General features: G+C 64.2%; 19 protein-coding genes. 5 read left to right on the forward strand and 14 right to left on the reverse strand.

What is annotated here, in order from left to right:
* The first annotated feature begins 163 nt into the window (after positions 1 to 163).
* The gene (gene ilvD, locus VG99_RS05375) at positions 164 to 2,002 is read left to right on the forward strand and encodes a dihydroxy-acid dehydratase (protein ID WP_044498683.1); all 1,839 of its coding nucleotides are present in this window, start codon (positions 164 to 166) and stop codon (positions 2,000 to 2,002) included.
* A gap of 37 nt (positions 2,003 to 2,039) precedes the next feature.
* Here ilvD and VG99_RS05380 read toward each other — a convergent pair whose 3' ends face one another.
* Positions 2,040 to 2,414: a DUF1090 domain-containing protein gene (locus VG99_RS05380; protein WP_052508705.1), complete on the reverse strand. Its 375-nt coding sequence runs from the start codon at positions 2,412 to 2,414 to the stop codon at positions 2,040 to 2,042.
* A gap of 138 nt (positions 2,415 to 2,552) precedes the next feature.
* Between VG99_RS05380 and VG99_RS05385 the strand changes: the two genes are divergently transcribed.
* Complete coding sequence (locus VG99_RS05385) at positions 2,553 to 3,092, forward strand: type 1 glutamine amidotransferase domain-containing protein (protein WP_044498684.1); 540 nt, start codon at positions 2,553 to 2,555, stop codon at positions 3,090 to 3,092.
* 53 nt (positions 3,093 to 3,145) lie between these two features.
* Here VG99_RS05385 and VG99_RS05390 read toward each other — a convergent pair whose 3' ends face one another.
* Genes VG99_RS05390 through VG99_RS05405 form a run of 4 tightly spaced genes read right to left on the reverse strand, consistent with a single transcriptional unit; the run spans position 3,146 to position 6,046 of the window.
* Positions 3,146 to 3,661, reverse strand: coding sequence for a dihydrofolate reductase (locus VG99_RS05390; RefSeq protein ID WP_044501458.1), 516 nt, complete (start codon positions 3,659 to 3,661; stop codon positions 3,146 to 3,148).
* 4 nt (positions 3,662 to 3,665) lie between these two features.
* The gene (locus VG99_RS05395) at positions 3,666 to 4,460 is read right to left on the reverse strand and encodes a thymidylate synthase (RefSeq protein WP_044498685.1); all 795 of its coding nucleotides are present in this window, start codon (positions 4,458 to 4,460) and stop codon (positions 3,666 to 3,668) included.
* Positions 4,444 to 5,250 (reverse strand): prolipoprotein diacylglyceryl transferase, encoded by an 807-nt coding sequence (gene lgt, locus VG99_RS05400; protein WP_044498686.1) that lies wholly within the window; start codon positions 5,248 to 5,250, stop codon positions 4,444 to 4,446. The genes VG99_RS05395 and lgt overlap by 17 nt, the downstream gene beginning before the upstream one ends.
* Before the next feature lie 13 nt (positions 5,251 to 5,263).
* Positions 5,264 to 6,046: a sulfite exporter TauE/SafE family protein gene (locus VG99_RS05405; RefSeq protein WP_044498687.1), complete on the reverse strand. Its 783-nt coding sequence runs from the start codon at positions 6,044 to 6,046 to the stop codon at positions 5,264 to 5,266.
* Positions 6,047 to 6,201: 155 nt separating this feature from the next.
* Here VG99_RS05405 and VG99_RS05410 point away from each other — a divergent pair, with 155 nt between their 5' ends.
* The gene (locus VG99_RS05410) at positions 6,202 to 6,948 is read left to right on the forward strand and encodes an NRDE family protein (protein WP_044498688.1); all 747 of its coding nucleotides are present in this window, start codon (positions 6,202 to 6,204) and stop codon (positions 6,946 to 6,948) included.
* A gap of 145 nt (positions 6,949 to 7,093) precedes the next feature.
* On the opposite strand, the gene ptsP is transcribed toward VG99_RS05410, so the two are convergent.
* Together ptsP and rppH are read right to left on the reverse strand one after the other, a co-directional pair.
* The gene (gene ptsP / locus VG99_RS05415) at positions 7,094 to 9,355 is read right to left on the reverse strand and encodes a phosphoenolpyruvate--protein phosphotransferase (RefSeq protein ID WP_044498689.1); all 2,262 of its coding nucleotides are present in this window, start codon (positions 9,353 to 9,355) and stop codon (positions 7,094 to 7,096) included.
* Positions 9,356 to 9,357: 2 nt separating this feature from the next.
* The gene (rppH, locus tag VG99_RS05420; protein WP_044498690.1) at positions 9,358 to 9,849 is read right to left on the reverse strand and encodes an RNA pyrophosphohydrolase; all 492 of its coding nucleotides are present in this window, start codon (positions 9,847 to 9,849) and stop codon (positions 9,358 to 9,360) included.
* Between the two features lie 142 nt (positions 9,850 to 9,991).
* Between rppH and VG99_RS05425 the strand changes: the two genes are divergently transcribed.
* Positions 9,992 to 10,648 (forward strand): histidinol-phosphatase, encoded by a 657-nt coding sequence (locus VG99_RS05425; RefSeq protein ID WP_044498692.1) that lies wholly within the window; start codon positions 9,992 to 9,994, stop codon positions 10,646 to 10,648.
* 176 nt (positions 10,649 to 10,824) lie between these two features.
* Here VG99_RS05425 and VG99_RS05430 read toward each other — a convergent pair whose 3' ends face one another.
* On the reverse strand, positions 10,825 to 12,018 hold the full coding sequence (locus tag VG99_RS05430) for a class I SAM-dependent rRNA methyltransferase (RefSeq protein ID WP_044498693.1): 1,194 nt from the start codon (positions 12,016 to 12,018) through the stop codon (positions 10,825 to 10,827).
* 166 nt (positions 12,019 to 12,184) lie between these two features.
* Here VG99_RS05430 and VG99_RS05435 point away from each other — a divergent pair, with 166 nt between their 5' ends.
* Positions 12,185 to 12,724, forward strand: a complete 540-nt coding sequence (locus VG99_RS05435; RefSeq protein ID WP_044498694.1) for a glycine cleavage system transcriptional repressor — start codon at positions 12,185 to 12,187, stop codon at positions 12,722 to 12,724.
* 30 nt (positions 12,725 to 12,754) lie between these two features.
* Here the strand turns inward: VG99_RS05435 and mgtE are convergent, their stop codons facing one another.
* The 6 genes from mgtE to VG99_RS05465 form a co-directional block, all read right to left on the reverse strand.
* On the reverse strand, positions 12,755 to 14,377 hold the full coding sequence (gene mgtE, locus VG99_RS05440) for a magnesium transporter (protein ID WP_082049991.1): 1,623 nt from the start codon (positions 14,375 to 14,377) through the stop codon (positions 12,755 to 12,757).
* Positions 14,378 to 14,506: 129 nt separating this feature from the next.
* A complete protein-coding gene (gene gcvP / locus VG99_RS05445) occupies positions 14,507 to 17,395 on the reverse strand; it encodes an aminomethyl-transferring glycine dehydrogenase (protein ID WP_044498696.1) in 2,889 nt (962 codons plus the stop codon).
* 100 nt (positions 17,396 to 17,495) lie between these two features.
* A complete protein-coding gene (gene gcvH, locus VG99_RS05450; RefSeq protein ID WP_044498697.1) occupies positions 17,496 to 17,876 on the reverse strand; it encodes a glycine cleavage system protein GcvH in 381 nt (126 codons plus the stop codon).
* A gap of 19 nt (positions 17,877 to 17,895) precedes the next feature.
* Positions 17,896 to 18,981 carry a glycine cleavage system aminomethyltransferase GcvT gene (gcvT, locus tag VG99_RS05455; RefSeq protein WP_044498699.1) on the reverse strand — a complete coding sequence of 362 codons (1,086 nt, stop codon included), beginning with the start codon at positions 18,979 to 18,981 and terminating at the stop codon, positions 17,896 to 17,898.
* An 82-nt stretch (positions 18,982 to 19,063) separates the two neighbouring features.
* On the reverse strand, positions 19,064 to 20,677 hold the full coding sequence (locus VG99_RS05460) for an ABC transporter permease (RefSeq protein ID WP_239419960.1): 1,614 nt from the start codon (positions 20,675 to 20,677) through the stop codon (positions 19,064 to 19,066).
* Positions 20,678 to 20,802: 125 nt separating this feature from the next.
* Positions 20,803 to 21,804 (reverse strand): extracellular solute-binding protein, encoded by a 1,002-nt coding sequence (locus tag VG99_RS05465; protein WP_044498704.1) that lies wholly within the window; start codon positions 21,802 to 21,804, stop codon positions 20,803 to 20,805.
* Between the last annotated feature and the right edge of the window lie 70 nt (positions 21,805 to 21,874).

Below are 21,874 nucleotides of genomic sequence, written 5' to 3' on the forward strand. Positions count from 1 at the left end.
GCGGTGACCGGCGTTTGCCCAAGGCGCAGATGCCGCTTTGCTTCAAGCTTCCAGCTTCAAGCTTCAGGCTCCAAGCTGACAGCTGGTCCGCCATAGCTGCGGGCGCGGCAGCAAATTGATATGCTAGACCCCATCCTGCACCACGCATAACGAGACAATATCCATGCCTGATTATCGTTCCAAGACGTCTACCCACGGCCGCAACATGGCCGGTGCCCGTGCCCTGTGGCGCGCGACCGGCATGAAGGATGAAGACTTCAAGAAGCCGATCATCGCCATCGCCAACTCCTTTACCCAGTTCGTGCCCGGTCACGTGCACCTGAAGGACATGGGCCAGCTGGTTGCCCGCGAGATTGAAAAGGCTGGTGGCGTGGCCAAGGAATTCAACACCATCGCGGTGGATGACGGTATCGCCATGGGCCACGACGGCATGCTGTATTCGCTGCCCAGCCGGGAGATCATTGCCGACTCGGTCGAGTACATGGTCAACGCCCACTGCGCCGATGCCATCGTCTGTATCTCCAACTGCGACAAGATCACCCCCGGCATGCTGATGGCCGCCCTGCGTCTGAACATCCCGGTGGTATTCGTCTCCGGCGGCCCGATGGAAGCCGGCAAGACCAAGCTGGCATCCCACGGCCTGGACCTGGTCGATGCCATGGTCGCCGCCGCTGACGACTCCTGCTCCGACGAGACCGTTGCCGAGTACGAGCGCAGCGCCTGTCCGACCTGCGGGAGCTGCTCGGGCATGTTCACCGCCAACTCGATGAACTGCCTGACCGAAGCGCTGGGTCTGTCGCTGCCGGGCAACGGCTCGCTGCTGGCGACCCACAGCGACCGTGAGCAACTGTTCCTGCGTGCCGGCCGGTTGGCCGTCGAGCTGTGCCAGCGCTACTACCGGGACAACGACCAGTCGGTATTGCCGCGCAATGTCGCCAATATCAAGGCGTTCGAGAACGCCATGACCCTGGATATCGCCATGGGCGGCTCAACCAACACCATCCTGCACCTGCTGGCTGCTGCCCAGGAAGGGGATATCAATTTCGACCTGCGGGATATCGATGCCCTGTCGCGGAAGGTACCCCAGCTGTGCAAGGTGGCGCCGAACATCCAGAAGTACCACATGGAAGACGTACACCGCGCCGGTGGGGTGTTCTCCATCCTCGGCTCGCTGGCCCGTGGCGGGTTGCTGCATACCGACATCCCGACCATCCACAGCCCGACCATGGCCGACGCCATTGCCAAGTGGGACATCACCCAGTCCAACGACCCGGCCGTGCATGAGTTCTTCAAGGCCGGTCCGGCGGGTATCCCGACCCAGACGGCGTTCAGCCAGAGCACGCGCTGGCCGAGCCTGGACGATGACCGCGCCGAGGGCTGCATCCGGTCGGTAGAACATGCCTATTCCGCCGAGGGCGGTCTGGCCGTGCTGTACGGCAACATCGCCCAGGATGGCTGCGTGGTGAAAACCGCCGGGGTCGACGAGTCGATCCATGTATTCGAAGGCACCGCGAAGATCTACGAGAGCCAGGACAGCGCGGTACGTGGCATCCTCGCCGATGAGGTCAAGCCGGGCGATGTGGTCATCATCCGCTACGAAGGGCCCAAGGGTGGTCCTGGCATGCAGGAGATGCTCTACCCCACCAGCTACCTGAAGTCCAAGGGTCTGGGCAAGGAATGCGCCCTGCTGACCGATGGCCGCTTCTCCGGCGGTACCTCGGGTCTGTCGATCGGCCACGCCTCACCGGAAGCCGCCGCAGGCGGTGCCATCGGTCTGGTGCAGGAAGGCGACAAGATACTCATCGACATTCCCAACCGCAGCATCAACCTGCTGGTGTCCGACGAGGAACTGTCGCACCGGCGAATCGAGCAGGACAAGAAAGGCTGGAAGCCTGTGGAAGTACGGCCGCGCAAGGTCTCCACTGCGCTCAAGGCCTACGCCCTGCTGGCCACCAGTGCCGACAAGGGCGCGGTGCGCAACAAGGCGATGCTGGAAGACTGAGCAAAGCCAGGCAGCCCTGCCGGCGGAGTGGCGATCGCTACTCCGCCCTGGCCTCGCCAAGTTCCTTCAGCGCCTCGGCCAGTTTCCCTTCACGTTGGTTGATTTTCTCCTGATCGCCGCTGCGTATCGCCTCGGCGAGATCCTCCCGGCGTTCCGCCACCTCCGCCTCGCTATCAGCCAGCTCCTCACTGCGCGCCGCAGCCAGCTCCGCTTCGCTGCAACTGCTCCGCAGCTCCGCCAGCGCCCGTGTCAGCCCCCGCACCTGTCGCTCATTGCCGACCTCCTCCGCCGCCTGCAATTTTTCGCTGATACGCTGCTCCTTCTGCGCACAGGTTTGCGGCTTCTTATCCTCGGGTTCGTCCGCTTGGGCCGGCATGGCCAGCAACAGCGCCACCAGTAACGTCTTGCTCATGGATTCACTCCGCGCCAGGGATACCAGCCATCAGCATAGTCAATTACCGGGTAAATCAAGGCACAAAGGCCGAACTTAGCTGGCCGGGGCTGTCGAATTTTCAGTATGACTGGCAAATCCACCCTTTCAGGAGGACATATGAGCTCATCACTGCAAGGCAAGCGGGTCGCGATTCTGGTGACCGATGGTTTCGAACAGGTCGAGCTGACCGGCCCCCGGGACGCGCTGGAGCAGGCCGGGGCGCGCGCCGAGATCATTTCCGCCGAGTCCGGCAAGGTGACCGGCTGGAATCACACCACACCCGCCGACGAGTTCACCGTCGACAATACCTTTGACCGCATTCGCATGGAGGATTATGACGCGCTGGTGCTGCCCGGCGGGGTGGTCAACTCCGACAATATCCGCAGCGACGAGCTGGCCCAGGAGCTGGTACGGGACGCCGCGCGGGCGAACAAGCCCATCGCCGTCATCTGCCACGGCGGCTGGCTGTTGATTTCCGCCGGCCTGGTCAAAGGCAAGACCATCACCAGTTGGCCGTCGTTGACCGATGACATGAAGAACGCCGGGGCCAACTGGGTCGATCAAGAGGTGGTGGTGGATGGCAACCTGATCAGCAGCCGCAAGCCGGACGACATCCCGGCGTTCAACCAGGCGCTGATCGACGCCCTGGCGGGCTAACCGCAGAAAACGCTGATTGGCCCCGCGCCACCGCCGGGCCAATCAGCCGCCACTCAGTTGCCGTCGGGCCGGACCCAGGTCTCAAAGCGGTAGGCCGGGGTCGATTCCCCTGCCGGATGGGCTTCCTCTGCCACCCGCTGCCAACCGGGGAAGTCCGGGAAGAAGGCATCCCCCTCGACGGCAAGGTCGATGCGGGTCAGATAGATGCGATCGGCCAGGGGCAGCGCCTGGGCATACAGCTGACCACCACCGATCAGCATGATCTCCTCCACGCCCTGCTCCCGCGCCCATTGCTCGGCACGGCGAACGGCAGCGTCCAGGCTGGCAAAGACCTCCGCACCCCCGAGCTCTAGCCCCGACTGGCGGCTGACCACCAGGTTGAGCCGGCCAGGCAACGGTCGGCCCAGGGAATCCCAGGTCTTGCGGCCCATGATGATCGGCTTGCCGAGTGTCAGCGCCTTGAAGTGCTTGAGATCCGCAGGCAGGTGCCAGGGCATGCTGTTATTCAACCCGATCACCCGGTCGTGGGCGCAGGCGGCGATCAGTGCAAGGGGCAGTGATTTGTTCATCATTCTAGACCGCTACCGGCGCCTTGATATGCGGATGGGACTGGTAGCCCTCCAGGGTGAAGTCAGCAAAGGTGAAGGCAAACAGATCCTTCACCTGCGGATTCAACCGCATGGTCGGCAGCGGATAGGGCTCGCGGCTCAGCTGCAGATCAGCCTGCTCGATATGGTTGGCATACAGGTGGCAGTCACCGCCGGTCCAGATGAACTCGCCGGGCTGCAGCTCGCACACCTGGGCCACCATCAGCGTCAGCAGGGCATAGCTGGCGATGTTGAAGGGTACGCCGAGGAAGATATCCGCCGAACGCTGGTACAGCTGGCAGCTCAACTTGCCGTCGGCCACGTAGAACTGGAACAGCGCATGGCAGGGTGGCAAGGCCATTTCATCGACCAGCGCCGGATTCCACGCCGAGACGATCAGCCGGCGCGAATCCGGGTTGGTCTTGATCATCTCGATCAGCTTGCTGATCTGGTCGATCGACTCACCATTGGGCGCCGGCCAGCTGCGCCACTGATAACCGTAGACCGGGCCCAGATCGCCGTTCTCGTCGGCCCATTCGTCCCAGATCGATACCCCGTTTTCCTTGAGATAACGGATGTTGGTGTCGCCCTGCAGGAACCACAACAGCTCATGGACAATGGATTTCAGATGGCACTTCTTGGTGGTGACCATGGGAAAGCCCTCGGCCAGATCAAAGCGCATCTGATGGCCGAATACACTCCAGGTGCCGGTGCCGGTGCGGTCGCTCTTGAAGGTGCCAGTCTCGCGCACCCGGTGCATCAGCTCAAGATACTGTTTCATGCCTTGCATCCTCTTTGCGGTAGGCCCACCACATCAGGGCAGCGCCGGCCAGAATCATGGGTATACACAGCAGCTGACCCAGGGTCAGCCAGCCGAAGGCCAGGTAGCCAATATGACTGTCCGGCTCACGGACAAATTCGACGATGAAGCGGAACACGCCGTAGCAGATGCCGAACAGGCCGCTGACGGCCATGGTCGGCCGCGGCTTGCGGGAATAGATCCAGAGAATGGCAAATAGCGCCACCCCCTCCAGGGCAAACTGGTACAGCTGTGAGGGATGGCGTGCCAGCTGCGCCGGATCCGTGGGAAAGATCATGGCCCAGGGCACATCGGTGGCCTTGCCCCACAACTCGGCATTGATGAAGTTGCCGATCCGGCCTGCGCCCAGGCCGATCGGCACCAGCGGCGCAATGAAATCCATCAGCCGGAAGAAGCCCACCCGATGCTTGCGGGAGAACCACCAGGTCGCCAGCAGCACGCCGAGCAGTCCGCCGTGGAACGACATGCCACCCTTCCAGATCTGCAGGATCAGCGTCGGGTCACTGATATAGGAGCCCAGGTCGTAGAACAGCACGTAGCCCAGCCGCCCACCGGCGATGACCCCCAGTGCCACCCAGAACACCAGGTCGGACAGGGTTTCGCTGGTCCAGGTCGGCTCGAAGCGCTTGAGGCGTCGGCTGGCCAGCCACCAGGCCCCACCAATACCGATCAGGTACATCAGGCCGTACCAGTGGATCTGCAGCGGCCCCAGGGACAGGGCAACCGGATCGATCTGCGGATAAGTCAGCATAGGACTCCCATGGTCAGAGCAGGAAATTGATGCCTACCGACACCAGCAACAGGGCAAACAGTCGCTTGAGCAGGCGTTGCGACAACCGGTGGGCCAGGCGCGCCCCATAGCCGGCAAAGAATACACTGGTGGCCGCGATGCCGATCATCGCCGGCAGGTAGACGTAGCCCAGGCTCCAGGCTGGCAACCCAGTGGCTGACCAGCCGGTGAACATGAAGCTGGCCGCCCCCGCCAGCGCGATGGGCATGCCGCACGCCGCCGAGGTGGCGACCGCCTGCTGCATGGGCACACTGCGCCACACCAGGAAGGGCACGGTGAGCGAGCCGCCGCCAATCCCGAAGATGGTCGACGCCCAGCCGATCACGCCCCCGGCCGCGGTCAGCGCCGGTTTGCCCGGCTCGCTGAGGGCGGCCTTGGGCTTGAGCTCGAAGGCCATCTGGATGGCCACGCAGATAGCGAAAACGCCGATGATCTTTTGCAGCAACGGCCCGGTGATCGCTGACGCGGTAAGTGCCCCCAACATGCAGCCGAACACGATACCCAGCGCCAACCACACGAACAGCGGCCAGCGGACCGCACCCAGCTTGTGGTGCGCGCGCACCGAATTGACCGAGGTGAAGGCAATGGTAGCCAGGGAGGTGCCTACCGCCATGTGGGTCAGCACCTCGGGGGCAAAGCCCTGCACGGCGAAGCTGTAGACCAGCACCGGGACGATGATCATGCCGCCGCCGACACCGAACAGCCCGGCGAGCACGCCGGCGCAGGCGCCCAGCACCAGATATATGACAAACTCCATTACTGCTCCCCAGGGTACGCCGCGCTCCGGGCGCCGGCACAGTCGGCTAGTGTAACCAAAACCGCTCGCCGCTGCTGCCCCCGGATGGCCGCAGACGACCAGGCAGCGAGCCGGTACACTGTCCCTCAGCAAACGCAGGACATCAGGAGACCACCATGTGTCTGATCGCTTTCGCCTGGCAGGTGTCGGGGCGGCCCTTGGTATTGCTGGGCAACCGCGACGAATTCCACCCCCGCCCCACGCGGCCAGCCACCTTCTGGAGCGAGGAAGGCCATCCTCAGCTGCTGGCTGGCAAGGACCTGCAGGCCGGTGGCACCTGGCTGGGCGTAACCCAGGCCGGTCGCTTCGCCGCACTGACCAACATCCGCGCGCCCCAGGCCACCCCCGCCCCGTGCTCCCGTGGCGCCCTGGTGCTGGATTACCTGACCGGTGACCTGGCCCCCGAGGACTACCTGGCCAACCTGGGTAGTGATCTTCACGACTATGCGGGTTTCAACCTGCTGGTCGGCACGCCCGAGCAGTTGTGGCACCTGAACAGCCAGGAAGGCGCAGCCACGGCGCTGGCGCCGGGCATCCATGGCCTGTCCAACGCCTCGCTGAACAGCCCCTGGCCCAAGCTGCAGAAACTGTGCGAGGGCCTGGAAGCCAATCTCGACGTCGACAACGATGCCCTGCTGGCGCTACTCAAGGACCACCGGGAATATCCCGATGAGCGCCTGCCTGACAGTGGCGTGAGCCTGGAATGGGAACGCCGGCTGTCCGCCGCCTTCATCGTCGGCGAGGACTACGGCACGCGCGCCAGCACCCTGCTGACCATCGACGCCGAAGGCGACATCACTTTCATCGAACAGCGCTTCGGGCCGATGGGTGAGGAGTTGGGCGAGTCAGGGTGGCGGTTTTAGCTGGAAGCTGGAAGCTGGAAGCTGGAAGCTGAAAAAGGCTAGGGTTTTTGCTTAAACAGTCAACCAATTAACGCTCGAACCAGAGCACGCTCCATCAGCCCGCACGGCCAGCTTCCCGCTTCCAGCTGATAACTGATAGCTTCTGTTAGCGCGTCAACACCTTGCCCAGTCCCATATTGCGCAGCGCCAGATGCAGTATGCTCTGCACCAGGTAGGCGTTGTCCTGCTGCAGGGCTTCTTCGAGCAGCGCCTGGGCGTCGCTCATGCTGATCTGCCGCAGCAGCCACTTTACCCGCGGCAGGTTGGTGGCGTTCATCGACAGCACGTCGCAGCCCATGGCCAGCAGCAGCACAGCGGCAGCGGGATCGCCCGCCATCTCACCGCACACACTCATCGGTTTGCCAGCTTCCCGACAGGCTCGGGCGATCAGCCGCAGAGCCTGCAGCACCGCAGGGTGCAGGGAGTGATAGAGGTCGGCCACCCGGGGGTTGTTGCGGTCCACCGCCAGCAGATACTGGGTCAGGTCATTGGTGCCTACTGACAGGAAGTCCACCAGTTGCGCCAGCTCGCCGGCCTGGTAGACCGCGGCGGGTACTTCGATCATTACCCCTACCGGCGGCATGGGCACATTGACCCCTTCGTCCAGCACCTCGCTGTAGGCGCGATGGATCAGGTGCAGGGCGTCCTCGACCTCGTGCACGCTGCTGATCATCGGCAACATGATCCGCAGGTTTTCCAGGCCTTCGCTGGCCTTGAGCATGGCGCGGATCTGCACCAGGAAGATTTCCGGGTGGTCGAGGGTAACGCGGATCCCGCGCCAGCCGAGAAAGGGGTTGTCTTCCTTGATCGGGAAATAGCTCAGCGCCTTGTCGCCGCCCACATCCAGGGTGCGCATGGTGACCGGCAGCGGGTGGAACGCCTGCAGTTGTTCGCGGTAGGTCGCCTGCTGCTCCTTTTCGCTGGGGAAGCGATCCTGGATCATGAAGGGCACTTCGGTACGGTACAGCCCTACCCCTTCGGCGCCGCGATCCAGCGACCGGGCGATATCAGCGAACAGGCCGGTGTTGACCCACAGCGGTACGCGATGGCCATCCAGCGTCACGCAGGGCTCGCTGCGCAGCTTCTCCAGGCCGTGGGACAGCTCCATCTCCTCGCGGATCAGCTCGCGGTAATGCTTGCGCAGCTCCTGGGAGGGATTGGAGTAGACCTCGCCAGCGTTGCCGTCGACGATCAGCTCCAGCTTGTCCATTCGCAGGTAGGGCAGGTCCAGCGCGCCCATGACCGTGGGGATGCCCATCGCCCGGGCCAGGATCGCCACATGGGAGCTGCCCGAGCCGAGCACCGAAACCAGCCCGACCAGCCGCTCCTTGGGCACTTCGCCAAGCATGGCCGGGGTCAGCTCCTCGGCCACCAGGATGGTGCGCTTGGGGAATACCAGCCGCTGGCGACCGGCTTCCTGCAGGCAGGCCAGCAACCGGCGGCCCAGATCTTTGATGTCCGCCGCCCGCTCCTGCAGGTAGGGATCATCCATCAGCTCGAACCGTGCCACATGGGCGCTGATCACATCACGCAGGGCGCCCTGGGCCCATTGGCCCTGGCGGATGCCGGCGATGATTTCGTTACCCAGGGAGGAGTCATCGAGCATCATCAGGTAGACGTCGAACAGCGCCAGCTCCTCGGGACGCAGCTGCGCCGCAAGTTTCTCCGACAGGCGCTTGATATCGACCCGCACCGCTTCCACCGCCTTGCGGTACAGGGCGATCTCGGCCTCGATATCCTTGATTTCCTTGTCCGGCACCGCCTTGAGGTCGGCCGGCGGCAGCATCACGACTGCCCGCCCCATGCCGATGCCCGGCGCACCGGGCACCCCATCGAAACGGGTGTCCTGGATAACTTCGCCGCTCCAGCCGAAGCCGCGCATGGCGCCAGTGGCCTCGGCATGGGCAATCACCCCCGCCAACTGGGCGCTCATGGTCACCAGGAAGGATTCTTCCACCTCATCGAACTGGCGGCGCTCCTTCTCCTGGATCACTAGTACGCCCATAACCCGGCGGTGGTGGATGATCGGCACCCCGAGGAAGGAGGCGTAGCGCTCCTCGCCGGTCTCGGCAAAATAGCGGAACCGCGGATGCGCTGCGGCATCCTCCAGGTTGACCGGTTCCTCGCGGATGCCGACATAACCGATCAGACCCTCGTTGCTACCCAGGCTGACCACCCCGACCGCGTCCTGGTTGAGACCTTCGGTGGCCATCAACTCGTAGCGATCGGTATCGGGATTGAGCAGGTACACGGAGCAGACATGGGTTTCCATCGCCTCGCGCACCCGGCGGACGATGATCTTCAGAGCGGAGGCAAGATCCCTGGCGGAATTGACTTCCTGGACGATACGCCGAAGCGTATTGAGCATATTCAACATTCGGTCAGCCCGTTCACCGGCAGGCGCGGCGCCAGCTCCTTCATGGCTCGGCGGTAGACATCCCGCTTGAAGGCCACCACCTGCCCCAGCGGATACCAGTAACTGACCCAGCGCCAGCCATCGAATTCGGGCTTGGCCGTCTTGGTCATGCAGACCCGGTCGTCTTCGCAGGCCAGGCGCAGCAGGAACCACTTCTGCTTCTGGCCGACACACACCGGTTGGGAATGGCTGCGAATCAGCCGCTGCGGCAGCCGATAACGCAGCCAGCCGCGGGTGCAGGCGAGAATTTCCACATCCTCGGGCATCAGCCCGACCTCTTCGTGCAGCTCGCGGAAGAGTGCCTGTTCAGGGCTCTCGTTACGCTGGATGCCACCCTGCGGAAACTGCCAGGCCTCCTGACCGATACGCCTGGCCCACAGCACCTGCCCCAACCCATTGGTCAGGATGATGCCTACATTGGGGCGAAAGCCGTCGGAGTCGATCACTGCCGGTATCCTTGGTTGTTGTCCATTGCATTGTTCCACAAAGACGCGCGACCCAGCAATTGCATAAATGCCAGCTTTGCCAAGCATTTGCCCCCTTTCTGAATTATCCTTGCGACTTTGCTATAGCGATAAGGAGCATTCCGTGGCACTGGCCATCTTTGACCTCGACAACACCCTGCTGGGGACCGACAGTGACAACGCCTGGGGGGAGTTTGTGGTGGCCCACAACATTGTCGACCCGCAGACCTACGGCGCGCTCAACACCCGGTTTTTCAACGACTACCTGGACGGCAAGCTGGACGTCACCGAGTATCTCGACTTCTGCCTCGAGCCGCTGGGTCGCCACAGCCGCGAGCAGCTGGAGGCATGGCACGCCCAGTTCATGCAGGAGAAGGTCGAGCCCTTTATCCTGCCCAAGGCGCTGGAGCTGATTGCCCGCCACGAGCAGGCCGGCGATACCACCATGATCATCACCGCCACCAACCGCTTCGTTGCTGGCCCCATTGGCCGCCGCTACGGCATCGACATCATGCTGGCCTCGGAATGCGAAGAGGTGAACGGACGCTACACTGGCCGGTCCTACGATGTGCCCTGCTTCCGCGAGGGCAAGGTCACCCGGCTGCACCGCTGGCTGGAAGAAACCGGCAATGACCTTGCCGGCGCCTACTTCTACAGCGACTCGCGCAATGACCTGCCGCTGCTGTCGATGGTCGACAATCCGGTGGCCGTCGATCCGGACGATGTCCTGCGCGCCCATGCCGAGCAACATGGCTGGCCTGTCATCAGCTTGCGTGACTGATAACCCTTAAAAAACAACGAGTATCTCTGCACCCGGGCAAAGGCCGCCGGCGTGGTGGGCCTTCAACCGCAAGGAAGAAGTCCACCCGGATCACTGATCGTCCGGCGGTACCGCCGCTGAAATGAAAAGGCCCCGGCAGCGATGCTGTCGGGGCCTTTTTCATGGCCGGCTCGTGGTCAGACCGGCAGAACCCGGCAGAAGTACGATTTGATATAGCCGGTTTCCGGAATGGCCGGGTGCAGCGGATGGTCAGCGCCCTGGAAACCGCGCTCGGCAATGACCAGATGGCGGTCCAGGTGGCGGCTGCCCGCCAATAGCAAGTCACGCAGACTGTCTTCCGCCAGGTGCATGGAGCAGGAGGCCGAGACCAGGATGCCGTCCTTGTTGAGCAGGCGCATGGCCTGTTCATTGAGGCGGCGATAGGCATTCTCGCCGTTACGGATATCCTTGCGCTTCTTGATGAAGGCCGGCGGATCAGCGATGACCACGTCGAACTTCTCCCCGGCGCCCTTCAGCTCGCGCAGGGCCTCCATGACGTCGCCTTCAACGATGGCCATTTTTTCCGCGACACCATTCAGCGAGGCGTTGTACTCGACCAGATCCAACGCTGGCGCGGAGCTGTCCACGCACATCACTTCGCTGGCACCGAATACTGCCGCCTGCACACCCCAACCGCCGATGTAGCTGTACAGATCCAGCACCCGCTTGCCCTTGACGTAGGGAGCCAGGCGCGCGCGGTTCATGCGGTGGTCGTAGAACCAGCCGGTTTTCTGACCGGTGTGCACCGGCGCCTCGAAGCGCACGCCATTCTCTTCCAGTGCCACCCGCTCCGGCACTTCACCGAAGGCCACCTCGACATAGGCATCCAGCTGCTCCGCCTTGCGCGCGGCCCCGTCGTTCTTGAACAGCACGCCCGCCGGGGCCAGCACCTGGACCAGCGCCTCGATGACCTCACCGCGGACCCGCTCCATGCCCGGCGTAGTGATCTGCACCACCAGGTAATCGCCGAAGCGGTCGACCACCAGGCCCGGCAGCAGGTCGGACTCGCCATAGACCAGCCGGTAGAACGGCTTGTCGAACAGCTTTTCCCGCAGGCTCAGGGCGATCTTGATGCGGTGTACCAGCAGGGACTTGTTCAACCCATGGTCCGCATCGCGGCTGTGCAGCCGGGCGCAGATCAGATTGTCCGGGCTGACGGTGGCCAGGCCCAGCACCTTGCCGGTGGCGGTCTCCAGCTGCACTTCCTGGCCTGCGGTCAGGGCCGTGAGCGGGGTCTGGGCGGTATCCACCTCGTTGCTGAACACCCACAGATGACCGCCCTTGATACGGCGATCACTGTTGGATTTGAGACGTAGACTGGGCAGACTCATCATGCACTCCTGACTATAGCTGGCTGGAACATTCCGCCGGGACGGCAGTATACAGGAGCGTAGCCCGCTGCCTGCCGGTTTTGGCGGCCAATTGCCGGACGGCATGGCCTAGGGGAGCCGACTACACTGAAGCATCACCCCCCAGCCAACCATCAGGAGCCTGCCCATGACCATTCCGCTGATCCTTACCGTCATCGCCGCCGACAAACCCGGGCTGGTCGAAAGTCTCGCCCAGGCGATCAGCCGGCACGGGGGCAACTGGCTGGACAGCCGCATGGCGCGGATGGCCGGTCAGTTCGCCGGTATTCTGCGGGTCGAGGTGCCCACCGGCGAGGTCGAAGCGCTGCGGGTCGAACTGGAGAACATGAGCGGTGCCGGCATCAATGTGCAACTGGCCATCAGCGGCCAGGCCGAGGAACCGGCACCGGGCACACTGCTGCTCAGCCTGGTGGGCAACGATCGCCCGGGCATCGTCCATGAGGTCTCGGCGGTACTGGCGCGCCATGGCGCCAATATCGAGCAACTGGATACCCGCCGTGAGCCGGCACCCATGAGTGCTGATCCGCTGTTCCGCGCCAGCATCCGGCTGGGCCTGTCGCCCCACTCCGATAGGGAGGCGCTGCGGGCGGATCTGGAGCAGCTTACCGATGACCTGATGGTCGAGCTGGAGGATCTGGACGAGCCGCCCTATCAGGGGCAGCTGTAACAGCGGCGTGATGCCGCTGCACATTTCGGGTTACAGGAGGAACACGGTCGCCAGACCGAGGAAGGAAGAAAAGCCGACCACATCGGTGACGGCCATCAGCACCATGCTGCCGGCCAGTGCCGGGTCAATACCGAAGCGCCGCAGGATGAGCGGGATCAGCAGCCCGGCCAGCACGGCGCAGATCAGGTTGATCAGGATCGCCAGGCCGATGACCCAGCCGATTCCCAGGCTGCCGAACCAGAGGATCGCCACCCCGGCGACCAGCACCGCCCAGAGCAGACCATTGAGCGTGCCGATGCCCAGCTCCTTGCCCAGCAGCACCTTGAGGTTACCGGTATCGACCTGCCCCAGGGCCAACCCGCGAATGACCAGGGTCAGGGTCTGGCTGCCGGCGATGCCGCCCATGCTGGCGACCACCGGCATGAGGACCGCGAGGGCGACGATCTGTTCCAACGCCCCCTGGAACTGACCGATCACCGAGGCCGCCAGGAAAGCGGTGATCAGGTTGCAGCCCAGCCACACGGAGCGGCGTCGGGTACTGGTCAGTACCGGTGCGAACATGTCCGCCTCGTCATCCAGACCGGCCATGCCCATGATCGCCCGCTCCGAATCCTCGCGGATGCTGTCCATCACGTCATCCACGGTGATGCGGCCGAGCAGCACGCCGTCCTCGCTGGTCACCGCCGCCGAGAGCATGTCCAGGTCCTCGAACTGCCGCGCCACTTCCTGGCTGCTCATGAGCACATCCAGCGCCTTGAATTCGCTGTCCATCACCTCGCTGACCAGCTCGTCGGCCTGGCTGGTGACCAGTCGGCTCAGCCGCAGCACCCCGCGGTAGCGGTTGTCCCGATCGACCACCATCAGCTTGTCGGTATGGTCGGGCAACTCCTCGAGCAGGCGCAGATAACGCAGCACCGAGCCCACCCGCACATCGGCGCGTACCGAGATGTGGTCGATATTCATCAGGCCACCGGCGGACTCCTCCGGGTAGGACAGCATGTCCGCCAGCTGCTGACGCTTCTTCACGTCCATCGACAGCAGCAGCTGCCGACCGGGGCCGAAGGGCAGCGCCTGGATCAGGTCCACCAGGTCGTCGAGATCCAGTTGCCGGGCGGCATCGAGCAGCTCCCCATCGCCCATTTCCAGCGCCAGGCTGGCGCGCACTTCTTCGCGCAGGTGCACCAGTATTCGGCCGGCGCGGGCGCTGTCCAGGCGCGACCAGATGCTGCTGCGCTCGATCGGCGGCAGCGCTTCCAGCAGGCCGGCCGCCTGGGCCGGGTGCAGCTTGCCGAGGATCTTCAGGGCGCGCTTGAAGCGGCCGCCTTCCAGCGCCTCGCGCACCTGGACGATGGGGCTGAGCTCTTCGGCCTCGTCCGCCGGCGGCTCCTCGGTGTCGGGGTTGTCGTTGCTGTGGCGCAGCAGGCGTTCGGCCAGGGCCGGCTCCAGCAGCGGGAGAATGTAATGCTCCTCCTCGTCACCAATCTGGTTCCACACCGTTTGCTGCTGCTGGGCATCGAGGTGCTGCAGCAGCTCGGCAATCTCCGCCGGTGTCAGCTCACGGAGAATGCGCCGGACACGCTTGAGCTTGCCCCTGACCAGCGCCTCGGCAACGGATTCCTGGATTTCGGCAGCGGATAGGGTTTCTTCACTCATGGCGTGATTCCATCGGCGGTGGTTCCATTGACGCACAACCAGACGCCTGGGTTACAAGCGGCAATGGCCGGCCCGCTAAAATAGCACACTGCCGCGACACCGGTTCGCCGCGGCAGCAGCGAAACCACCTTATTCGGCCCAGGCCTCCAGCGGGGGGCAGGCGCAGAACAGATTGCGGTCACCATGGACGTTGTCAATCCGATTGACCGCGGGCCAGAACTTGTTGGCCGCCACCCAGCCACGGGGAAACACCGCCTGCTCGCGGGAGTAGCTGCGTTGCCAGTCGCCGGTGATATCAGCCAGGGTATGGGGCGCGTTGCACAGCGGATTGTCCTCGGCACTCCAGTGCCCCTGCTCCACTTGGGCGATCTCGCCGCGAATGGTCAGCATGGCATCGATAAACCGGTCCAGCTCCGCCTTGGACTCGCTTTCGGTGGGTTCGACCATCAGGGTGCCGGGCACCGGGAAGGACATGGTCGGGGCGTGGAAGCCAAAGTCCATCAGCCGCTTGGCAATATCCTCCTCGGTGATGCCCGAGGCGGCCTTGATTGGCCGGATATCGAGGATGCACTCATGGGCGACCCGGCCGTTGCGGCCGCTGTACAACACCGGGTAGGCGTCGCCGAGCCGCCGGGCAATATAGTTGGCGTTGAGGATCGCCACCTCGGTGGCCTGGCGCAAGCCACTGGCGCCCATCAGCGCAATGTAGGTCCAGCTGATCGGCAGGATGCTGGCACTGCCCCAGGGTGCGGCACTGACCGCATCGTTCTCCGGGTTGGGCCCGTCCAGCGGCACCACCATGTGGTTGGCCACATGGGGCGCCAGGTGCGCCTTGACACCAATGGGCCCCATGCCGGGCCCGCCTCCACCGTGGGGAATGCAGAAGGTCTTGTGCAGATTCATGTGCGCGACATCCGCGCCGAAGTCCGCTGGCCGCGCCAGGCCGACCAGGGCGTTGAGATTGGCGCCGTCCATGTACACCTGGCCGCCGTGCTGGTGGACGATGTCGCAAATCTCCCCGATACCCTCTTCATAGACCCCATGGGTCGAGGGATAGGTAATCATCAGGCAAGACAGCTCAGCGGCATGGGCCGCGGCCTTGCTGCGCAGATCCTCGACATTGACGTTGCCCTGCTCATCGCAGGCCACCAGCACCACCCGCATGCCGGCCATCATGGCCGAGGCCGGGTTGGTGCCGTGGGCCGAGGTCGGGATCAGGCAGACGTTGCGCTGGCCATCGCCGCTGGCCTCATGGTACTTGCGGATCGCCAGCAGCCCGGCATATTCTCCCTGGGCGCCGGAGTTGGGCTGCATGCTGATGGCGTCGAAGCCGGTAATGGCCCGCAACATCCCCTCCAGCTCGCCGATCATGGCCTGGTACCCCTGGGCCTGGGCCAGCGGGGCAAAGGGATGCATGCGGGCGAACTGCGGCCAGGTGATGGGAATCATCTCGCTGGTGGCGTTGAGCTTCATGGTGCAGGAGCCCAACGGGATCATCGCGTGGTTGAGCGTCAGGTCCTTGTTCTCCAGGGCCTTGATGTAGCGCAGCATGGCCGTTTCCGAGCGATGCAGGTGGAACACCGGGTGGGTCAGCAGCGCCGTCCGCCGGCGCAGTTGGGTGGGCAGACCCGGTTCTTCGCTGCTCGCCACCAGGCGGTCCAGGTCGGCCAGGTCCTGGCCGTGGGCGTCGCCGGCGAAACAGCCCAGCAGGGCCTCCACCGTGGCCGCGGTGGTAGTCTCATCCAGACTCACGCCCAGATGATCGGTATCGATCAGCCGCAGGTTGATCCGCCGGCTGCGCGCGCGCCCGACGATAGCCGCCGCCTGGCCGGGCACCCGCAGCGTCAGGGTATCGAAGAAATGCCGGTTGCTGCGCTGGATGCCGCACCGCTCCAGCCCGGCGGCGAGCATGGCGGTCAGCCGGTGCACCCGCTGGGCGATGGTCCTGAGCCCTTCGGGGCCGTGGTAGACGGCATAGAAGCTGGCGATATTGGCCAGCAGCACCTGGGCGGTGCAGATATTGGAGTTGGCCTTTTCCCGGCGGATGTGTTGCTCACGGGTCTGCAGCGCCATGCGCAGCGCCCGGTTGCCCCGGCTGTCCACCGAGACGCCGATGATGCGCCCCGGCATTGCCCGCTTGTAGGCGTCGCGGGTGGCAAAGAAGGCTGCATGGGGGCCGCCGTAGCCCATGGGCACTCCAAAGCGCTGGGAGGAGCCGAACACCACATCGGCGCCCAGCTCGCCCGGCGGCGTCAGAAGTACCAGGCTCAGCGGGTCCGCCGCCACGCAGGCCAGCCCCTGCTGGCCCTGGACCTGGGCAATCAGCGGCGCCAGATCGCGCACCTCGCCCCAGGTGGTGGTGTACTGGAAGACCGCCCCGAACACCTGATGCTGCGCCAGCACATCGACCGAATCCACCAGCAGCTCGAACCCGAACGCCTCGGCCCGGGTACGCACCACGGAAATGGTCTGCGGGTGGCAGTCCTGGTCGATGAAGAACAGATTGCTCTTGCTCTTGGCCATCCGCCGCGCCAGGGTCATGGCCTCGGCCGCCGCGGTGGCCTCATCGAGCAGGGACGCGTTGGCCAGCTCCATGCCGGTCAGGTCGAGGGTCATTTGCTGGAAATTCAGCAGGGCTTCCAACCGCCCCTGGGAAATCTCCGGCTGGTAGGGCGTATAGGCCGTGTACCAGCCGGGGTTTTCCAGCACGTTGCGCAGGATCACCGGCGGCGTGATGGTGTCGTAGTAACCCATGCCGATGCAGGAGGTGAAGATCTGGTTGCGGCTGGCCAGTCCATGCAGATAATCCAGTACCTGCGGCTCGCTGCGCGGCTCGTCCAGCGCCAGCGCAGCGTCCATGGCAATACTGCGCGGCAGGGTCTGTTCGATCAGCTCCGCCCGCGACGCTACGCCCAGAGTCTCGAGCATGCTTTGCTGCTGCGCCGTATCCGGGCCGATATGGCGGCGGATGAAGGCATCAGGCTGTTCCAGTTCACGGAGACTCGGGGTATGGCTCATGCGTTCACCTCTGCTGCAGGGGAGAACCATTGGGCAACCCGGCGATGACAGGCTGGGCTGGGCCGCGGCCAATGGTCATTTCATGGATGACAACACCACCTCAGAGACTGGCCTGATAACCCTCGGCATCCAGCAGCTTGTCCAGCTCGCCGGTATCGGTGGGCTGGATGCGGAAGAACCAGGCGGCGCCATAGGGATCTTCGTTGACCAGCTCCGGGGTATCGGCAAGGGCTTCGTTGACCGCTATTACTTCACCGCTGACCGGCGCGTAGATATCCGAAGCGGCCTTGACCGACTCGACCACTGCGCACTCTTCGCCCGCAGTGAGCTGGCGCCCCACTTCCGGCAGCTCGATGAACACCACGTCGCCAAGCGCATCCTGGGCATGGTTGGTAATGCCCACGGTGATGGTGCCATCCGCTTCCTGGCGGCTCCATTCGTGGCTGCTGGCGTAGCGCAGTTCGCTGGGGGTATCGCTCATTTTCATGGTCCTCGATGGGTTATTCGAATATCGGTTTGCCGTTACGGACAAAGCCTGGACGGATCACGCGCACGTCCAGCTGCCTGCCGCGAATGTCGACCCTGGCGGTGCTGCCGGTGGCAGCCGGCACGCGGGCCAGGGCGATGGAACAGCCGAGGGTGGGGGAAAAGCTGCCGCTGGTGATCTCGCCCTCCCCGACGCCGTCCACTATCACTGTCTGATGGGCCCGCAACACGGCCCGCTCGTTCAGCACCAGGCCTACCTGCTTCGGCTGGTCACCGGCCTGGCGCTGGGCTTCCAGGGCCTGGCGGCCGATAAAGTCGCGATCGACCGGCTCCCAGGCGATGGTCCAGCCCATGTTGGCGGCCAGCGGCGAGGTCTGCTCGTCGATGTCGGCGCCATACAGGTTCAGGCCGGCCTCCAGGCGCAGGGTATCCCGTGCGCCCAGGCCGCAGGGCTGGCAGCCAGCGTCAAGCAGTGCCTGCCAGAGCTCGGCCACCTCGTCCGCGGGCAGCATGATTTCCAGGCCGTCTTCGCCGGTGTAACCGGTGCGGGCGATGAACCAGGTGCCTTCCGGCTGTCCTTCAAAGGGCTTGAGAATCGAGATCAGGGCAGCGCGGCTCTCGCTGAGCACGCTGGCGCAGAGCTCCCGGGCCCGCGGCCCCTGGACGGCCAGCATGGCCAGTTCGGTACGTTCGGTGAGGGTTACGGCGGCGCCGTCGACCTGCTGCTGCATCCAGGCCAGGTCCTTGTCCCGGGTGCCGGCATTGAGCACCAGCCGGTAGCCGTCTTCGGTGCGGTAGACGATGAGATCATCGAGAATACCGCCATCGATATTGAGCATGGCGCTGTACAACGCCCTGCCGATCTCGCCCAGGCGCGCCACGTCGTTGGCCAGCAGCCGCTGCAGCCAGGGTTTGGCATCCAGGCCGGTGATATCCACCACTGCCATGTGCGAGACATCGAACATGCCTGCGTCACGGCGGACCTGGTGATGTTCCTCGATCTGGGAGCCGTAGTGCAGCGGCATGTCCCAGCCGCCGAAATCCACCATCCGGGCACCCGCGGCCAGGTGGCGGTCATAGAGGGGCGTTCGCTTACCCATGGCTGCTCCTTGGGGTGACGGGTCAATGCCTGATTGTAGCCACAATGATCGGGCTTTGGCAGTTTCTCACCCGGGCCGTGCTTCAGCGGCGCCCGGAGCGCCGAATCAACACGATCACCGGCAGCAATCCGACCGCCACCAGGGTCAGCGCCGGCAAGGACGCTCGGGTCCAGTCGCCTTCGGTGGTCAGGGCGTGGATGCGTACCGCCAGGGTATCCCAGCCGAAGGGGCGCATCAGCAGGGTCGCGGGCATTTCCTTGAGTACATCGACAAAGACCAGCAACCCGGCGCTGAGGATGCCGGGTAATAGCAGGGGAACGTAGATCCGCCAGAACACCACCCAGCCGGGCTGGCCGAGACTCTGCGCCGCTTCCGGCAGCGAGGGCCGGATGCGCGCCAGGGACGTATCCAGCGGTCCGTAGGCCACCGCCATGAAGCGGATCAGATAGGCCAGCAGCAGCGCAAACAGGCCGCCCAGCAACAGGGGCGCGGGATTGGCCATGCCAAGCCAGCCCTGCAGCGGCACCACCAGCTGGTTATCCAGGTAACTGAAGAAGAACATGATGCCCACCGCCAGGACCGAGCCGGGTAAGGCGTAGCCCAGGTTGGCCAGGGCAATGGCGCTGCGCACCCGGCGTATCGGCTGCAGCCGCTGGGCCAGCACTAGCAGGATGGCGACGCTGACGGTCAGCGCGGCGGCGATGGCTCCCAGGGTCAGGGTGTTGCGGATCAGCCCCCAGTAGCGGCTGTCCAGATCGGCGATGCCGCTGCTCAGCAGCCAGTACAGCAGTTGGGCCACCGGGATGATGAAGGCAATCGACAGCACCAGCAGGCAGTAGCCGCTGGCCAGCCAGGCCACAGGTCCCCGAAGCCGATAGAGGGCGCCCTTGCGCGGCTTGTCGTTGGCCGGAAAGCGCTTGCTGCGGCCCTGGGCACGACGCTCGGCAAAGAGCGCAAGGAACACGAACAGCAGCAGCAGGCTGGCCAGCTGGGTGGCGCTCTGCAAGCTGAAAAAGCCGTACCAGGTCTTGTAGATGGCCGTGGTGAAGGTGTCGTAGTTGAATACCGACACCGCGCCGAAGTCGGCCAGGGTTTCCATGATCGCCAGCGCGGTGCCAGCGCTGATGGCCGGGCGCGCCATGGGAATGGCCACCCGCCAGAAACCCTGCCAGGGCGTCTGCCCGAGAATCCGCGACGCCTCCATCAGGCCCCGGCCCTGGGCGAGGAAGGCGCTGCGCGCGAGCATGTAGACGTAGGGATAGAACACCAGCACCAGGGTCATGATCACCCCGCCGGTGGAGCGGATCGGCGGCAAGCGGAAATCATTGCCGAACCATTCCCGACCTAGGCTCTGCAGCGGGCCGGCAAAGTCCAGCAGCCCGACCATGACGAAGGCCAGCACATAGGCTGGCACGGCAAAGGGCAGCATCAGCGCCCAGTCCAGCCAGCGCCGCCCCGGAAATTCACACAGGCTGGTCAGCCAGGCCAGGCTCACCCCCAGCAGGATCACCCCCGCCCCCACCCCCAGGATCAACCAAAGGGTATTGCCGATCAGGCGCAGCATCTGCGTCTGCAGCAGGTGGCCCCAGATCTGCGGATCGATAGCCTGCCAGCTGATCAGCAGCACCAGCAGCGGCATCAATACCAGCGCGGCGGACAGGTAGGCGACGAGTTGCCAGCGTGTTTTCCTGGCGATGGAGGGAAGAGGCACTGACAACGTCCTGTGGTTATAAACGAACACGCCCATCGGAGGGCCGACGGGCGTGCAGTATATAGCAAGCGGCACCGTCGGGGTTTACCCCGACGGCATGGCGCTGCGGATCAGTTCCAGCCCAGGCGATCCATCAGCATGATGGCCTCGGGCTGACGGCGACCGGCCACTTCGATATTGACGTTATCGGCCTTGAAATCACCCCAGGCGGCCACTTCCGCGGAGGGCTCCAGGGAAGCGTTGGCCGGGAACTCCATATTCACGTCGGCGAAGACGCGCTGGGCTTCCTCGGTGGTCATCCACTCCAGCAGCTTGGTTGCCTCTTCCGGCTGCTTGGCGTGCTTGGTCACACCGGCACCGGAGATGTTGACGTGCACGCCACGGTCTTCCTGGTTCGGCCAGAACAGCTTGACCTTCACATCGGGCTCGGCGGTGTGCAGGCGACCGAAGTAGTAGGAGTTGACGATACCCACGTCGCACTGGCCGGCGTCGATGGCCTTCAGCAGGGCAGTGTCATCGGAGAACACCGGAGTCGCCAGGTTGGCCAGCCAGCCCTGGATCACTTCGGTGGTCTTCTCTTCACCGATGGACTCCAGCATGGTGGCGACCAGCGACTGGTTGTAGACCTTCTTCGAGGTACGCAGGCACACGCGGCCCTTCCACTGGTCGTCGGCCAGCGCCTCGTAAGTGCTCAGCTCTTCCGGCTTGACCCGCTCGGTAGAGTAAGCAATGGTCCGGGCGCGCAGGGACAGGCCGGTCCACATGTCGTTGCTGGAACGCAGGTGCGCCGGGATGTTTTCCTTGATGGTGGCCGAATCAACCTTGCGGAACAGGTCCTGCTCCTCGGCCTGCCACAGGTTACCCGCATCCACGGTCATGAACATATCGGCCGGAGTATTGGCCCCTTCAGCCCGCAGGCGGGCCATCAGCGGCGCTTCCTTGTCGGTGATGAAGTTGATCTCGACGCCGGTCTTTTCAGTGTACATTTCGAAAACCGGCTTGATCAGGTGATCCTGGCGGGAGGAGTACACCACCAGTTCCTTGGCCTGGGCAACGCTGGTAAAGGCGGTGGCCGCCAGGGTCAGGGCGACGAGGTTACGGGTAAAGGACATCGGAGAAAGCCTCTGGGTCGAAATCGAACCCAGATGATAATGATTTTAATTCTTCCAATCCAGAGCGCAG

It is taken from the genome of Pseudomonas saudimassiliensis, assembly GCF_000939975.1.
Classification (GTDB): Bacteria; Pseudomonadota; Gammaproteobacteria; order Pseudomonadales; family Pseudomonadaceae; genus Halopseudomonas; species Halopseudomonas saudimassiliensis.

Bases quoted from the DNA above. Each gene is read 5' to 3' on its own strand.
- VG99_RS05410 (WP_044498688.1), top strand. From the start codon at position 6,202: ATGTGTCTGATCGCTTTCGCCTGGCAGGTGTCGGGGCGGCCCTTGGTA.
- lgt (WP_044498686.1), bottom strand. From the start codon at position 5,250: ATGCTGACTTATCCGCAGATCGATCCGGTTGCCCTGTCCCTGGGGCCG.
- VG99_RS05380 (WP_052508705.1), bottom strand. From the start codon at position 2,414: ATGAGCAAGACGTTACTGGTGGCGCTGTTGCTGGCCATGCCGGCCCAA.
- VG99_RS05435 (WP_044498694.1), top strand. From the start codon at position 12,185: ATGACCATTCCGCTGATCCTTACCGTCATCGCCGCCGACAAACCCGGG.
- gcvP (WP_044498696.1), bottom strand. From the start codon at position 17,395: ATGAGCCATACCCCGAGTCTCCGTGAACTGGAACAGCCTGATGCCTTC.
- VG99_RS05465 (WP_044498704.1), bottom strand. From the start codon at position 21,804: ATGTCCTTTACCCGTAACCTCGTCGCCCTGACCCTGGCGGCCACCGCC.
- VG99_RS05385 (WP_044498684.1), top strand. From the start codon at position 2,553: ATGAGCTCATCACTGCAAGGCAAGCGGGTCGCGATTCTGGTGACCGAT.
- VG99_RS05395 (WP_044498685.1), bottom strand. From the start codon at position 4,460: ATGAAACAGTATCTTGAGCTGATGCACCGGGTGCGCGAGACTGGCACC.
- VG99_RS05390 (WP_044501458.1), bottom strand. From the start codon at position 3,661: ATGAACAAATCACTGCCCCTTGCACTGATCGCCGCCTGCGCCCACGAC.
- mgtE (WP_082049991.1), bottom strand. From the start codon at position 14,377: ATGAGTGAAGAAACCCTATCCGCTGCCGAAATCCAGGAATCCGTTGCC.
- ilvD (WP_044498683.1), top strand. From the start codon at position 164: ATGCCTGATTATCGTTCCAAGACGTCTACCCACGGCCGCAACATGGCC.
- gcvT (WP_044498699.1), bottom strand. From the start codon at position 18,981: ATGGGTAAGCGAACGCCCCTCTATGACCGCCACCTGGCCGCGGGTGCC.
- gcvH (WP_044498697.1), bottom strand. From the start codon at position 17,876: ATGAGCGATACCCCCAGCGAACTGCGCTACGCCAGCAGCCACGAATGG.
- ptsP (WP_044498689.1), bottom strand. From the start codon at position 9,355: ATGCTCAATACGCTTCGGCGTATCGTCCAGGAAGTCAATTCCGCCAGG.
- VG99_RS05430 (WP_044498693.1), bottom strand. From the start codon at position 12,018: ATGAGTCTGCCCAGTCTACGTCTCAAATCCAACAGTGATCGCCGTATC.
- VG99_RS05405 (WP_044498687.1), bottom strand. From the start codon at position 6,046: ATGGAGTTTGTCATATATCTGGTGCTGGGCGCCTGCGCCGGCGTGCTC.